Source organism: Geoglobus acetivorans (genome assembly GCF_039641995.1).
Classification (GTDB): domain Archaea; phylum Halobacteriota; class Archaeoglobi; order Archaeoglobales; family Archaeoglobaceae; genus Geoglobus; species Geoglobus acetivorans.
In genome coordinates, this window is the sequence record NZ_CP087714.1 from 1,465,331 (window position 1) to 1,479,178 (window position 13,848).

The 13,848-nt window shown below is 48.8% G+C and carries 17 protein-coding genes; 6 read left to right on the forward strand and 11 right to left on the reverse strand.

The window, feature by feature from the left end; genetic code table 11:
* Nucleotide 1 precedes the first annotated feature (1 nt).
* The 10 genes from LPQ35_RS08515 to LPQ35_RS08560 all read right to left on the reverse strand — a co-directional run bounded on the left by LPQ35_RS08515 (nt 2) and on the right by LPQ35_RS08560 (nt 6,286).
* Nucleotides 2–241: a hypothetical protein gene (locus LPQ35_RS08515; protein ID WP_193808351.1), complete on the reverse strand. Its 240-nt coding sequence runs from the start codon at nt 239–241 to the stop codon at nt 2–4.
* Nucleotides 238–1,710: a proton-conducting transporter membrane subunit gene (locus LPQ35_RS08520; RefSeq protein WP_193808352.1), complete on the reverse strand. Its 1,473-nt coding sequence runs from the start codon at nt 1,708–1,710 to the stop codon at nt 238–240. Before LPQ35_RS08520 ends, LPQ35_RS08515 begins: the two co-directional genes overlap by 4 nt.
* A complete protein-coding gene (locus LPQ35_RS08525) occupies nt 1,707–3,191 on the reverse strand; it encodes a proton-conducting transporter membrane subunit (protein WP_193808353.1) in 1,485 nt (494 codons plus the stop codon). The genes LPQ35_RS08520 and LPQ35_RS08525 overlap by 4 nt, the downstream gene beginning before the upstream one ends.
* Nucleotides 3,188–3,589, reverse strand: a complete 402-nt coding sequence (locus LPQ35_RS08530; protein ID WP_193808354.1) for an NADH-quinone oxidoreductase subunit K — start codon at nt 3,587–3,589, stop codon at nt 3,188–3,190. Before LPQ35_RS08530 ends, LPQ35_RS08525 begins: the two co-directional genes overlap by 4 nt.
* The gene (locus tag LPQ35_RS08535) at nt 3,576–4,034 is read right to left on the reverse strand and encodes an MnhB domain-containing protein (protein WP_193808355.1); all 459 of its coding nucleotides are present in this window, start codon (nt 4,032–4,034) and stop codon (nt 3,576–3,578) included. Before LPQ35_RS08535 ends, LPQ35_RS08530 begins: the two co-directional genes overlap by 14 nt.
* Nucleotides 4,027–4,833, reverse strand: coding sequence for a hydrogen gas-evolving membrane-bound hydrogenase subunit E (mbhE, locus tag LPQ35_RS08540; RefSeq protein WP_193808356.1), 807 nt, complete (start codon nt 4,831–4,833; stop codon nt 4,027–4,029). Before mbhE ends, LPQ35_RS08535 begins: the two co-directional genes overlap by 8 nt.
* Complete coding sequence (locus LPQ35_RS08545) at nt 4,817–5,365, reverse strand: Na+/H+ antiporter subunit E (protein WP_193808357.1); 549 nt, start codon at nt 5,363–5,365, stop codon at nt 4,817–4,819. Before LPQ35_RS08545 ends, mbhE begins: the two co-directional genes overlap by 17 nt.
* Nucleotides 5,362–5,673 (reverse strand): monovalent cation/H(+) antiporter subunit G, encoded by a 312-nt coding sequence (mnhG, locus tag LPQ35_RS08550; protein WP_193808358.1) that lies wholly within the window; start codon nt 5,671–5,673, stop codon nt 5,362–5,364. The genes LPQ35_RS08545 and mnhG overlap by 4 nt, the downstream gene beginning before the upstream one ends.
* Complete coding sequence (locus LPQ35_RS08555; RefSeq protein ID WP_048090849.1) at nt 5,655–5,936, reverse strand: monovalent cation/H+ antiporter complex subunit F; 282 nt, start codon at nt 5,934–5,936, stop codon at nt 5,655–5,657. Before LPQ35_RS08555 ends, mnhG begins: the two co-directional genes overlap by 19 nt.
* A gap of 122 nt (nt 5,937–6,058) precedes the next feature.
* Nucleotides 6,059–6,286, reverse strand: coding sequence for a hotdog domain-containing protein (locus LPQ35_RS08560; RefSeq protein ID WP_193808359.1), 228 nt, complete (start codon nt 6,284–6,286; stop codon nt 6,059–6,061).
* 366 nt (nt 6,287–6,652) lie between these two features.
* On the opposite strand from LPQ35_RS08560, the gene LPQ35_RS08565 reads away from it, so the two are divergent.
* The 6 genes from LPQ35_RS08565 to LPQ35_RS08590 are packed head-to-tail and all read left to right on the forward strand — an operon-like array spanning nt 6,653 to nt 13,219.
* Nucleotides 6,653–7,888, forward strand: a complete 1,236-nt coding sequence (locus tag LPQ35_RS08565) for an MFS transporter (protein WP_193808360.1) — start codon at nt 6,653–6,655, stop codon at nt 7,886–7,888.
* Between the two features lie 9 nt (nt 7,889–7,897).
* Entirely contained in the window at nt 7,898–9,550 is a 1,653-nt protein-coding gene (locus tag LPQ35_RS08570; RefSeq protein ID WP_193808361.1) for a thiamine pyrophosphate-binding protein, read from the forward strand.
* A 1-nt stretch (nt 9,551) separates the two neighbouring features.
* Nucleotides 9,552–10,481 carry an NAD-dependent epimerase/dehydratase family protein gene (locus tag LPQ35_RS08575; RefSeq protein ID WP_193808362.1) on the forward strand — a complete coding sequence of 310 codons (930 nt, stop codon included), beginning with the start codon at nt 9,552–9,554 and terminating at the stop codon, nt 10,479–10,481.
* Nucleotides 10,481–11,338: a 3-hydroxyacyl-CoA dehydrogenase NAD-binding domain-containing protein gene (locus tag LPQ35_RS08580; RefSeq protein ID WP_193808363.1), complete on the forward strand. Its 858-nt coding sequence runs from the start codon at nt 10,481–10,483 to the stop codon at nt 11,336–11,338. Before LPQ35_RS08575 ends, LPQ35_RS08580 begins: the two co-directional genes overlap by 1 nt.
* Nucleotides 11,335–12,069: a TSUP family transporter gene (locus LPQ35_RS08585; protein WP_193808364.1), complete on the forward strand. Its 735-nt coding sequence runs from the start codon at nt 11,335–11,337 to the stop codon at nt 12,067–12,069. The genes LPQ35_RS08580 and LPQ35_RS08585 overlap by 4 nt, the downstream gene beginning before the upstream one ends.
* Nucleotides 12,062–13,219: an iron-containing alcohol dehydrogenase gene (locus LPQ35_RS08590; protein ID WP_193808365.1), complete on the forward strand. Its 1,158-nt coding sequence runs from the start codon at nt 12,062–12,064 to the stop codon at nt 13,217–13,219. Before LPQ35_RS08585 ends, LPQ35_RS08590 begins: the two co-directional genes overlap by 8 nt.
* On the opposite strand, the gene LPQ35_RS08595 is transcribed toward LPQ35_RS08590, so the two are convergent.
* Nucleotides 13,196–13,759, reverse strand: coding sequence for a hypothetical protein (locus LPQ35_RS08595; RefSeq protein ID WP_193808366.1), 564 nt, complete (start codon nt 13,757–13,759; stop codon nt 13,196–13,198). The two genes, LPQ35_RS08590 and LPQ35_RS08595, sit on opposite strands and share 24 nt — an antisense overlap.
* Nucleotides 13,760–13,848: the final 89 nt, after the last annotated feature.

Genomic DNA, 13,848 nt, shown 5'->3' on the forward strand with positions numbered 1-13,848 from the left:
CTCACCTTCCCACCCTTTCGTAGTAGTCCTCGTCCTTCATTATGAGCTTGCCAATGGACTTCGAAACGACGACGAGCAGAATGCACATGACGAAGCCGTAAGCTGCGCTGAAAGCCGGAACCTCCCATGAGAAGTGATGCTCTGGATGGGCAATGAGGTAGTATGCGATGTCCGCAGTGATCAGGAGTGCTGCAATGGCGTACAGGTACTTCATCCATCTTTCTGCATCAAGCTCAATCATATTCCACCACCCCAGACGTCGATAACCGCTATTCTCGCCAGCTCGAAAATGTTCAGAATGTCAGGATTCAGGAAGAGGATTACTGAAAATATTGCGGTCAGGGCGAGTGGCAGCACCATGTAAAGGTGGTATAATCTGCCCCTCTCATCATACTGTCCATCCGGCTCTCTGAAAAAGGCGTTCTTGATGATGGGGAAGAAATAAACCACGTCGAGGAGTGAGGCGATGAGTATCGTAGCAAGGGCGAGCAGGTTGCCGGCACTTATTGTGCCAAGAGCAATATACCACTTGCTTATGAACCCGGCAACTGGGGGAAGGCCGCTCATTCCGAAGGCTCCGATTGAAAAAGCTGCGAAGGTTACCGGCATAGCTCTCCCAAGCCCGTCAAGCTGGCTCACCCTGTCCTTTCCAGAGATCACCGCTATCGCCCCGGCGCAGAGGAAGAGCGTTATCTTCATGTAGCCATGGAACGGGATGTGCATTATTGCCCCGGCAAAGGCCAGCGGGTTCAGCATCGCCGCTCCGACAAGAATGAATGATAGCTGGTTTATTGTGGAGTATGCTATCCTCCTCTTCAGATTATCCTCACCAATCGCCAGAATGTTTGCCACAATCATCGTGAATCCTGCTATGATCGCAAGAATTGCACCGAGATTGAGGGATGAGGCGAGGTCGGGGCCGTAGACGTAGTAAACGACCCTTATCACTCCGAACACTCCCGCCTTAACAACCGCGACAGCATGCAGTAAGGCCGAGACGGGAGTTGGGGCGACCATTGCCGTTGGGAGCCACGAGTGCAGGGGCATGTAGGCAGCCTTCACGAAACCGAGCAGGTAAATTATGAAGAGCACTCTCAAAATCTCCGCTGGCCCGTTGAGGAAACCACCTGCCTGGAAGTCTGTGGTGCCTGTAAGCCAGTAGGTTATGGCGAGCGCAACGAGAAGAGCCGCTCCAGACGGCAGGAGGTATGCGAGGTACCTCCTTCCACCAGATATTGCCTCCGGCGTCTCTTCGTGGGCAACAAGCGGGTAAGTGCAGATCGTGAGGAGCTCGTAGAAGATGTAGAATGTGAGCAAATTCTTGGAAAAGGCTATGCCGAATGCAGAGAATATTGCAACTGCGAAGCTGAAGTAAAACCTCGTCTGGGCGTGCTCGTTCAGGGCACGCATGTAGCCGATAGAGTATACCGAGACCAGAATCCACAGGGAGGACGAGGTTATGGCGAATATCATCCCGAACGCATCCACCCTAAATGCAAGGTCCAATCCCGGGGCGATGTGGAAGAGCGTGACCTCAACCGGAGCCTTCATGACCTCCCTAGACAGCGGGATTATGGCGAGGAAGCTCACGATGGAAGCGAGGATGGTAACACTCTCCCTCAGATTTGGATATCTGCCGGTGAGCAGTATCAGGAGTGAAGCGACACCTGGGGAAAGCAGAGCAATCAGCAATAGCGTCTCGGCGTTCATGGCACCACCCCTAAGGTTTTCGCAATTGTGTCGAGCACCGGCATACCTGCACCGCTGAGCCAGAACAGCCCGAAGGCTATGGTGAGGAAAGCGAGAAACAATGCTGGCAGGAGCATCTCAGCCGGAAGCTCGTCTCTCTCCTGCTCGTGGTGATCGCCCTTCATGTACATGGTCTCGATGACCCTCCAGAAGTAAACCAGGCTGAGGAGTGAGCTTGCGACCATGACGAAGATGTATGCTATTTGCCCGGTTTCGAGGGATGCGAGGATTATGTAGAGCTTTGTCACGAAACCCACTGTGGGGGGAATTCCAATCATGGATATTGCAGCTATGGTGAACGCTGCTGCTGAAAAGGGCATTTTTCTTCCAATTCCGGCGAGGTCGTCTATCTCCCTGAACCCGAACTTGTAGATGAAACCGCACACAACCATGAAGAGCGTCGCCTTCATTATGGAGTGGTTGAGGAGGTGCACAACAGCAGCGCTCAGACCCCACTTTGTGTGCAGGAAGGTCATGGCCAGAACTATGTATCCGACGTGGGAAATTGAAGAGTAGGCGAGCATCCTCTTCAGGCTCTTCTGCATTATGGCAAATACAGAACCCAGAATTATTGCCAGAGCGGCAATCCAGGCAATGAGTGTCCATACCTGAATGAACCTTTCGAGGAAACTGACTGTAAAGACGGAAAAGACAACTCTTATCAGGGCGTAGGCGTTTATCTTGGCCATTGCGGTTGAAATCAGCACGGTGACTGCTGATGGAGAGTGCTCGTATGCGTCGGGCTGCCACGTGTGGAAGGGGAAGAGTGCCATCTTTATCGCGAGGCCTATGAAGTAGAACACAAAGGAGGCCTGCACGACCCTGTTCTCGTAGACCAGAGAGAGAAGGATTCTCGCATCAAGCATGTTCAGGGTTCCTGTCTCCGCATACAGAAATGCCGTTCCCAGCAAATAGAACGAGATTCCGACAGTCCCGAGGATGAGGTAGTTATATGATGCAACGAAAGCCTTCCTGCCTGCCATGGCGATCAGCGCATAGCCTGCAAGTGAGGCAATTTCAAGAAAGACGAAGAGGTTGAAGAGGTCCCCGGTAACGGAGACGCCGACCATTCCCGAGATCATCAGCTGCCAGAGAGTATAGAAGTACGGCCACTTGCTTTCCTCGATTTCTTTTTCCACAACTCTCCTTGCATAGATTGTTGCAAGGAGGCTGAACACGAGGACGATGGACAGCATGTAGGCCCCAAGCTCGTCAACCACATACTCTATGCCCCATGGAGGCCTCCAGCCGCCCAGCCAGTATCTTATCTGCCCGTTTTTCAGGATGTAGTCCAGCAGGATTGTGGAAAAGATTAGCTGGACGATTATGGTTGCGAGAGATATGTAATATCCCGCCCTCCTGCTGAATATCCCGGATATCAGGATCGTGAAGGATGATAAAAGAGATATCGCAACAATCACTACCGGCAGGTGTTCCATCATTCTATCATCTCCCTCAGCTCTTCTTCGTCAAGCGTTCCGAACTCTCTGTATATGCGAATCATCAGGGCAAGGGCCAGAGCGAGCGTTGCTGCCGAGACAACTATGCCCGTCAGCACCAGAACGTGGGGTACGGGATTGACGTACATGTAGCCGTGCTCTATCCCCTTTTCCCATACTATCGGCGCTGTCCCGCTCTTGAGCCCGAGCGTGTTTTCTATGTCTCTTCCAACATCGGCCATGGATATGAAGAGCAGGAATATGGCCGTCTGAAATATGCTCAGCCCGATTATCTTCTTTACAAGGTTGTTGTAGACTATTGCCCCGTACAGGCCGATCAGCATGAGCACGACAAAGCTCCAGTAGTTGTAGCGCTCAAGGAACAGCTCAATCACGTCCATCCTCATCACCCTTCCACACGAGGTCAAAGAACAGCGAGGTGAAGCTCGCAGCCACGGTTATACCTATCCCGACCTCAATCACATCAGCAATCAGGATTCCCCTTGCAACGGTGTGGGGCACGAACAGGCTGAGGAAAGTTGCCGAGTAGTTCAGAAACTCGGCAGAGCCAAGACTGTAGAGTATGGTGAGAATGCCGACTCCAGCGTAGATGTAGAGGCCGAAGCTCTTGAAGGCCGTGTTCCAGCTTTCAGGAGCTTTCTCCCTACCCTTCTCTGCCCCGAAGGTTATGGCGTAGAGTATGAAGGATGCGGCGAGAATGACACCGCCCTGAAATCCACCTCCTGCTCCCTCAGTTCCCGTCATGACGTAAAAGCCGTAAAGCTGGATGAACGGGAGCATGGTTCGTATGGTTGTTTTGATAACCACGTTTACGTCATCACTCAAGGTATCCCCTCCTCAGCAGTGCTGCAACGCTAACTGCTGCTGTGAAAATGACCACGGTCTCTCCAAGCGTATCGTAGCCTCTGTAATCTGCAAGACCTGCCGTGACCATGTTGGGTGTGTTCATCTCCTCTTCGCTCTTTTCCTCCCACCTCACCGGAATGGAGTACCTGTACACCTTCAGCTCCCCGTTCGATGATTCGATGAAGTAGAGCTTCTCTAAATTGGGGAAGAACTTCTCGTTCTTTTCAATCAGCACATCCCAGCCATGCTCTTCTTCATTCCACACAATCCTGTAAGTCCCATCCTCAAGGGGTGGCCAGTTGCTGGCTGTGGTGTACCCGATGGACTCTATTCTACTCCTGATCTCATCAGGGAGAACGCCATTTTCAAGCTGTGCAGAAATTCCGCTGTCTTCGAGGCTGAAAAGCTCGATCCACTTGTTTGGAGGGGATTCTGGCTCTCCAAATGGGGGCATGTCTTCAACGACGTAAATGAACAGACCAGCGAGCATGAAAACAGCCATTGCTCCAACAACCGCCTTTGAAACGTTGATTTTGCTCGTGTCAAACCTCTTTAGCCTCGTGAGGCTTGCGACCATCAGGGCCGTTGACGCTCCCGCACCTATCGCAGCCTCCGTGAAACCCACATCCACAGAGTTCATCTGGACGTAAATGCATGCCATGACGAACGTGTATGTGCCGAGGATTGCGATGGAGGCGAGTAAGTCTCTCACCATCAGTGCTGAAACCGCGGATACTATCAGGAAGATTATCAGGGCTATATCAAGCGGAACTATCATGCTGACCCTCCATAAAGACATGGGCTATCTTGTTCTGCATCGTCTGCTCAACCAGAAGCGGTTCAGCCAGTTTCCTGTCTATGGCATGAACCACAAATTTTCCCTTCTCCGGCTCAACCAGTATGGTTATCGTTCCGGGAGTCAGGGTTATGGAGTTGGCCATGAACGTTAGGGCAAGATCTCCCCTCAACGGGGTTTCGAATTCAACAACCACAGGATCAAGAGGCATTTTCGGGTGTATTGCTCTCCATGCAACATCAAGGTTGGCGAGGACGATCTGCCAGAGCTCCCAGGCTATGTAGGGTATTGCTCTCAGGAATTTCACGTGCCACTTTCTGCTCAGGTCAAATATAACGTTCCTCGACAGGTATGTGGTGATGAGGGCTGCAGCTATGCCCTGGGAGATGTGAATCGCATTGAAGTGGCCCGGTGCGTCGGGTGAGATGGCCCAGGCTGACAGCAGAACCCAGAATACGAACATCGTCACGAAAGTGAGTATCAGAGATATTCTCCTGTCCAGATTCTCGCTCATTGAGACTCCTCCTTCTTCCACATCTTGACCCCTGTGAGGTACGCTGCCCTGATCAGCGCATGAGTGCCCACGGGATTAGCGAGCAGTATGAAGAACGACAGGAAGAGCAGCTTGACCGAGAGGAAAGAGAAACCCTCATAGACAATGAAGCCCAGAATTATGAGCACCTCTCCGAGAGTATCGCATTTGCCTGCCGCATGCAATCTCGTGTAGAAATCCGGAAATCGAATGATGCCGAGGGCTCCGGCTATCATGAAGAACACGCCGGAGAACATGAGCAAAGCTGAGACTACGTGTAGGGCTTCCATAACTCTCCCCTTTCAATATACTTGGCAACTATCAGTGTACCAACAAAGTTCAGCATAGCATAGGTCAGAGGGATGTCAACGAAAATCGGCCTTTCAAAGAGGTAGCCGATGACGACCAAAAGCACCACGACCTTCGTGCCTATGACGCTGGTGGCCATCAGCCTGTCGAGGGTTGTGGGGCCTCTGAAAACCCTGTACATTGTCATGAGAATTGACACTGTGATGAGAATGCCGACAGCGAGGAAAACGTCAAGCATCTCCATAGTGGATTTTAACTCCAATAATCAATATAAATAGGTTTCTAAAAATTCCTGAATGCCGACAACGTGAAAATTGAAAATGTTACACGATGCTGCTGCCTTTAAACGTTTTCCGGGTAAATCCATCACGGGCGTTTGGCATCCGTACTGTATGCGATTGCGAGACCCCTTGCCACAGTTTCATCGCCTCTTTTGACTTCCAGCCTGCAAAAGGCAATTTTCTTCCCATGTTCTATTTCTGCTTCAGCAATCAATTTCTCTCCAATAAATGCAGCTTTTATGAAATCCATCCTTATCGACAGAGCAAATCTTAGGTACTCTCCGGAATTTACGCATAGGGCTTTGGCTGTCATGGTCTTTCCCGTGCCAGGAGGACCACAAAACAGGACATTTTCTGGGCCCACCTGTCAAATTTTTGGGATTTTCAGGCATTCAAGAATTATTTTCGCCTTTCTTTTCGGTTCATCCTGACCAACAACATCCTCGAGCTTCACATGCACAACAAGCTACATAGCTGAAGTCTGCAGTAATTTCTGTGCATCTCAGAGTGGCGTGATGGAATCGCTGTAAAAGTGAATAACAGCAATCTTGGTTTTCAGCCAGGATATTGTTTTCGGCCGTGTATGCGCATTTTTGTGAATCTGTTTGCATAAAATATGTGCAATTATGCACATTTTTTCGCATAAGTTATTTAACTTTATTAATCATTATCTTAGTTCATGGGTGGTTTTGTTGCCGAAATCCATGAGAAAACAGAGTTTACCAGAATGGAAAAGCTGATAGTCCTTGTGGCTGCTGCCATAGGCTGGTCTCATGATGCCGTTGGTCTCACTCTTCTGAACTTTCTGGCAGAACCAATAATGGAGGAGTTCAATGTTGGAACGCTTGAAATAGGCTTTATTTTTTCCGCACAGTACATCTTCTGCATTTTTGGAGCCATGCTCTTTGGAGAGCTTGGCGACAGGTTTGGCAGAAAGAATGCCCTGATACTGTCCATACTGTGGGTGGCCGTGTTCAGCGTTCTGTCAGCCTTTGCCCCCAATTTCTGGACTCTTGCTGTTCTAAGAATCATTTCGGGAATGGGAGTTACATGGGGTCTGGCCTTCACATACATGAGTGAATTCTATTCCCCAAAAAGAAGGGGTTTATTCGGCGGTTTAATTCATGCTACATTTATATTCGGATTTATACTCTCTGCTCTCTCAGTTTCGCTGATATATCCAGTTTATGGATGGAGGGCGTGCTTTTTCATCACACTGTACCCGATTCCATTCCTGATTCTCTTTGCAAAGTACCTTCCAGAGTCAAGAATATGGAAGAAACACAGCAAGGAGGTGGGCAAGTCACTCAGACTCGGAGAGATAGTCCGGAATAGAATCTACCTCAAGCTGATGATACTGGCGACATTTCTCTTCTGGCTGGCAGAGTTTGCGTACCATACGATTGTTGACTGGTCACCGACATTCATAATCAGGGAGTTTGGTTATTCACCTGAAGAGGCGAGCATTACCGTCATGAAAATATCTCTTGTTGCGCTGGTGGTTCTGCCTTTTGTTGGATTTATAAGCGACTACGTTGGGAGAAGGATAAGCTTTGCAGTTTCTGCAGCTTTTGGACTCGCTGGCTCCATCCTTCTGGGGTATTTCACTCTGATAAACTACAATCAGCAGCTTGCACTGCTGTCTCTGTTCATAATTCCAGTTGGCTTCGGTTCCCATGCTCTGTTTGGAGTGTGGAGCAGTGAAATGTTTCCGACGAGGATCAGGGCTACTGCTACTTCTGTCATTTTCAGCGTGGCGAGGGGGCTGTCGGTTGGTGGCCTCATAGTTGGATACGTTGCAACATTTGCATCTCTCCTTGCCGGGATGCTTCTCGGGGGAATTGCATTCCTGCTGATGATTTTGCTGCCCTGGTTACTTCCCGAGACCAGAGGTAAGGATCTTGAAGAGTTTTGAGGTGATAGAATGAATGGAGCGGAAATTGTTGCCAAGGCTTTGTTGAAAGAGGGAATTAAATGTGCTTTTGCACTCCCAAGCGGCGAAATTCTGCCGGTATGTGAATACCTGCGTGACGAGGGTGTCGACGTGATATTTACAAGACACGAGCAGGCTTCAGGAAATGCCGCAGACGGGTACGCGCGTGTGACGAGAGAGGCCGGGTTCTGCATAGTTCCAACAGGTCCTGGACTGGCAAATCTCATGCCTGCTCTGGCTCAGGCGTACTATGCGTCAAGTCCTGTAGTTGCAGTTGCGGGACACAGCAGGTATGAGAATCTTGACAGAAACGCATTTGAGGAAATTGATGGGTTCCTGTGGGTGAAGGAGTACACAAAATGGTCAAGACTGGTACCGTTTACCCACAGACTTCATGAATACGTTCAGGATGCGTTCAGAAAAGCTATGTCTGGCAGATACGGTCCGGTGTTGCTTGAAATACCGAAAGACGTTCTGAATGCTGATGTCGATGTTCAGATCGAATTTAAGGATCCAGAAAACTATAGATTCACAGGCAGATTTGTGTGTGAGGATGAACTTGTTGCTGAGGCCATGAACATGCTGAATGAGGCCGAAAAACCCATTATAATCGCTGGATCTGGAGTTTACTGGAGCAAATCCGAGGACCTGCTGCTGAAGTTTGCTGAAAAGCATTCGATTCCTGTGCTGGCAAATGGCCTTGGCTTCGGATGCATTCCCTCAGACCACAGACTTTTTGCAGGCCATGCCTCGGCCTCCATCGTTCTCGGAGAGAGTGATTTTGTGATGGTCATAGGAAGCAAGCTGGATGAGTTTCTCGGATTTGGGCAGAAATTCTCGAAAGACGCCAAAATCGTGCATGTGGATATTGATCCAGATGCGCTGGGTAAAAACAGGTACGTTGATCTTGCAGTTCTCTCGGATGCCCGAGCCTTTCTTTCAAAAGCTCTACAGTCCAACGTGAACAGAAAATTCGATTCATGGGCTGCAGGTGTGGAGATGATGGCCAGAAACATTGCAGAGATGTTTGATCATGCTGCGAAAGGAGATGAGAGGCCGATGAAACCCCAGACCCTGATGAAGGAACTTTCGGAGATCATGAGAAAGGATGACATCGTGATACTTGATGGAGGGGAAACAACGGCCTGGGGACTTCTCTATCTCAAAGCCCGGAAAGCAGGAAGCGTAATATCATCTCAGGGTCCATTCGGCCATCTCGGGGCAGGGGTGCCGATGGGAATTGCGGCGAAGGCAGCTGAACCGGACAGGAGGGTTTTCGTGGTAACGGGTGATGGCAGCTTTCTGTTCAACGGTGCCGAAATTGACACAGCAGTGAGACACGAGCTTCCAATCATTGTGGTGGTGGTTAATGACTCTGCGTGGGGACTGGTTAACCATACAAGGCTCCTGACAACCAAGTCAGAGGAGAGGGCGAGGTATGGGGCAATTCTGAACGAGAACGTGAGGTACGATAAGTTTGCAGAAAGCCTTGGAGCTTACGGTGAACTTATCACAGACATTGCGGAGTTCAGGGAGGCAGTAAGGAGGGCTGTTGATGCCGGAATTCCGGCGGTTATTGATGTACGGGTAAAGCTTGAAGAGATCTCCCCGCTCGCAAACATCCTCTCGGGATCAGAGGGATAGCATGGCCACACTTATAACAGGTGGAGCAGGATTTCTGGGAAGATTCATAGCCCGAAGGCTGGAAGATACCGTAATCTTTGACCTGAGGAAGCCAGAGCATGGTAAATTCGAATTCGGGAGCGTCACGTCCTGGTCGGATATAATAGAAGTATTCAAATGCCATGAAATTGATTCGGTGATTCACACTGCAGCCGATCTGTCTGTTAAAGCAGAGAAAAGCCATGTTGATGCATTCAGAACAAATGTGGAGGGGACACTGAACATTCTTGAAGCCTGCAGGCTGTTCGATGTGAGCAAGGTAATTTTCATCAGCAGCCACTCTGTTTACGGCCTGAGAAGTCAGCAGCCGGTGGATGAGTTCTCATTCCGGGAGCCAGCATCGCTGTATGGTGTAACAAAAGCGTGCTCCGAGATTCTCGGGACATACTATCTCCATGCTTACGGCATGGATTTCAGGGCTGTGAGATTTCCGATACTGATCGGTCCCTTCAGAGCAGGTATGGGGGCGAGTGTGACGTTTTCGTCCTTCATAGATGATTTGTATTACGGAAGGGGATGTGTTATGAATCTCCCACCGGAAACAAAGCTGCCCGTTCTCTATGTGAAGGATGCAGCAGAGCTTGTTCTCAGATTGAATGATACAGACAGGGTTTCAAAACCGTTGTTCAATGCGGGAGGGATCGCTGTTTCCCTCGAGGAGTTAATCTCCTCTGCAAGGAAGTTCTTCCCGGATTTCGAACCCAGATTTGATGTCAGCAGCGAAGCTGAGAGAATAGCGAGAAACTGGTCGGTTATGACGGAGCTTGCGGTAAGTTCAGGTATTCTTGACAGATACAGGAAAATAGACGAGCTTGGGTGGGAGATAAGGTGGGACAGCACGGACAAAATCGTTGAGGATCACATCAAAACGCTCCGTTCAGAGGTGGAATAATGAAGGTTTTCATAGCCGGTGCGGGTATGATGGGGTGCGGTATAGCGATTGACGTTGCGAGAAAGTATGAGGTCATTCTCTACGATGTCAGCAGGGAGCCGCTGCAGCGGGCGAGGAAAATGATATCTGAATTTGAAGGCATTGAGGAGAGAATCAGTTTCACAGAACACATAGATGATGCAGAAAATTGTGAAATGGTCATTGAATCGGTTTACGAGGATCTGGATGTAAAATCAGACGTCCTTCTGAAGATTGAAGAGATATCAGACGCCATTCTATGCTCGAACACATCTGTGATATGTATTGATGATATTGCAGAGAGGTTGAAAAGCAGGGGAAGATTTCTTGGGGTTCACTGGATGAACCCGCCTTACGTGATGCCCCTCGTTGAGATAATCCTGTCAGAATACACGGATGCAGAAACACTTGAAAGAGTTAAGACGTTCCTCGGAGATCTCAGAAAAGAAGTCGTTGTTTGCAGAAATCAGTCTCTTGTGAACAGGTTTAACGCTGCAGTCCTCAGCGAAGCTTCAAAAATGATTGAGGAGGGTGTGAGGTTTGAGGACATCGATAAAGTCTGGAAAAGCCATCTTGGAATTCTTTACACTCTCTTCGGTCCGCTGGGCAATATCGATTACATAGGCATTGATGTCGTGCATGCTGCAAGCCTGTACCTGTATCAGAGGTTCGGAGATGAAAAATTCAGACCTTCAGAATGGCTTGTCAGAAAAATAGAGAAAGGGGAGCTTGGAATCAAAACAGGAAAAGGAGTCTATAAATACGGGGATTTCGAGAAATCTTATCTGCATAGGGTTGAGAAGATCAGGATGCTTCTGAAATTTCTTGATCAGAAATGATTGACTCCATAACAGTTGCAATGGGCTTGCTGACCTTTGCAGCTTTTACAATCAGGGTAATTACTGGGTTCGGTAGTGCCATACTGCTATCACCCATATTTTCGAATATTTTACCACCAAAAGAGGCGGTGGTTCTGATAATTCTGCTTGAATCATCGGTAAACATAATTTTTGTTGTAAAGGAGAAGATGAACCTGGGGCTAAAGGAGGTTTATGCTGGAGGTTTTTCGGGAATTGCCATTGGCATAGCCCTGTTCGGTATAGCATCCCAGCAGATGATTGGACTGTCAATCGGACTGGGAATGGTCGTGCTCGCAGTGCTGATGCTTGCCGGTGTCAATTTCAGGGTTAAAAATACTAAGAGACTTTTTCTGAGCCTGGGATTTGCGAGTGGATCCATGGGAGTTTTGACCGGTGTAAATGGGCCTCAGATAATACTCGGACTGACGAACCAGGGTTATGACTCTGCATTTATACGGAGCTTCATAATAACATATCTCGTCATTATTGATACCGTAACACTTGCAGCATTCCTGCTTTCTGGCCATATCAATGCAGATGTGGTGGTTAAATTTGCCTACCTTGTACCATCTGTTGCTCTGGCCTACGTTACTGGCAGGAGAATTCTCGGAAAACTGGATGGAGAGGACTTGAGGAGGGTTATGCTGCTCACCGTTATAGTACTCTCCATTGTTTTGATTGCAAGGTATGGAGGTGGTTTGCTTGTTTGAGTTTAGCTGTGTGAGAGTTATATTTGGATGCGACACCATAAACAGGTTACCGGATGAAATCAGGAAATCTGGTGGAAAGAGGGTTGCGATAGTCTGCGGGAAGGCTGTGAAGAGCACAGCTGAAAGAATCTGCAACCTAATTAATGAATCGGACATTGCCTGTGAGCTGTGGAGCGAGATTAAAGCCGAGCCTGAGATTGATGTTGTAGATTCGTTTCTGGATTCCTGCAGGTTTGACACCGTTGTTGGTATTGGAGGGGGGAGCACGCTCGATGTCGCAAAGCTGTCTGCTGCTGTTGGAAACAGTGGCAAAAAAGCGTCTGATTTCCTGCGAAAACCTCTGCCCGGGAGGAATGCCGGTTTGATTCTCTGCCCGACCACTGCCGGAACCGGATCAGAAGTTACAAAGCTTGCCGTGTTCAGGCTTGGAGACAGGGATGTGAAACACGTTTTCGATGATCCCTCGCTTTACGCTGATGTGGCAATTGTGGATCCGAAATTAACACTTTCTGCACCCCCTGCAGTTACTACCAGCTCAGGACTGGATGCAATCTGCCATGCTGTCGAGGCGTACACTTCCTTGCTGTCAAACCCACTTTCAGACATGCTTGCGGAAAAGGCGATAGAAAAAGGGGTAAGGGCTCTGAGAGAGGCCTATGCCAGCGGTAAGAACCTCGAAGCAAGGATTGAAATGTCGTATGCCGCATTGCTGGCAGGGATAGCTTTCGACAAGGCAGGGACATCTCTCGGCCATGCTTTAGGTTACGCTCATGCATTTATCCACGGTAGTCCCCATGGAAAAAGCGTTGGGATGACACAGCCCTACGTTCTGCAGTACAATGCAATTGCGAACATGGAAAAACATGCCAGAATTGCTGCGCTTCTGGGGGAGAGGGTTGACAGCTTAGCTCCAAGAGATGCAGCCTTTCTTGCAGGAATAGGTTTCGTTAAACTCCTTGATGATCTTGACATTCCTGCAAATCTCATCGATGCAGGTGTGGGAGAAGATGATGTCGGAGAGATTGTTAAAAGGATATTCATGAGTGAAAAACACATTTCGAGAAATCCGAGAGCGGTGAGGAAAGAGGAGATGTATGAACTTGTGAGGAAGGCCATTCACGGGGAGCTATATGGTCTCAAAAACAACTGAAAAACCATTGACGGTTACCGTGTCGACCCTCATCCTGTATTTCCCGGAGTAGTATTTGTCAAAGATGTATTTCAGCAAATTTAGATGTATCTCGGAAACAGCGACGCTCCTCATATCATGGTAGAACACAAAATTGAGCCTGTTTCCATCCCTTTCAACCTCCGCATGCTCAGCCCTGTTCAGAATTTTCCAGAGCGTGCATATGTTCTCAAGCAACTCTTCGAGACTCAAATCGCTGATTGGCTTTTTTGATATGTACTTGACCGCCATTTCAAGCATGCTCTCCTTAACCGCCCTGTCTGGATCACCCTCGGCAAGGGCTGTATAGTGGTCCTTTGCACAGAGAGTGAAATTGAGCTCTTTGACAAAACCAAGGAGGATTAAATCCTCATTGCTGACAACACTAGCACGTTCTGAATTGTACTGGAGCTCCACAGCCTTTTCGATAACCGCACTCAGCGTCCCGTACTCTTTCTTAAGTTCCTCTATTTTTCTGAGCGTCTGTGGCGACACTGTTGTATGGATTCGTGTTTTTGGCATATTTGATTATCTGGAAAATGCAGCTTTAAATTTGTTTTTGAGAGTTTGGTCTGATCAATTTCAGCAAGAGTTTTCTGCACCACTTTCGA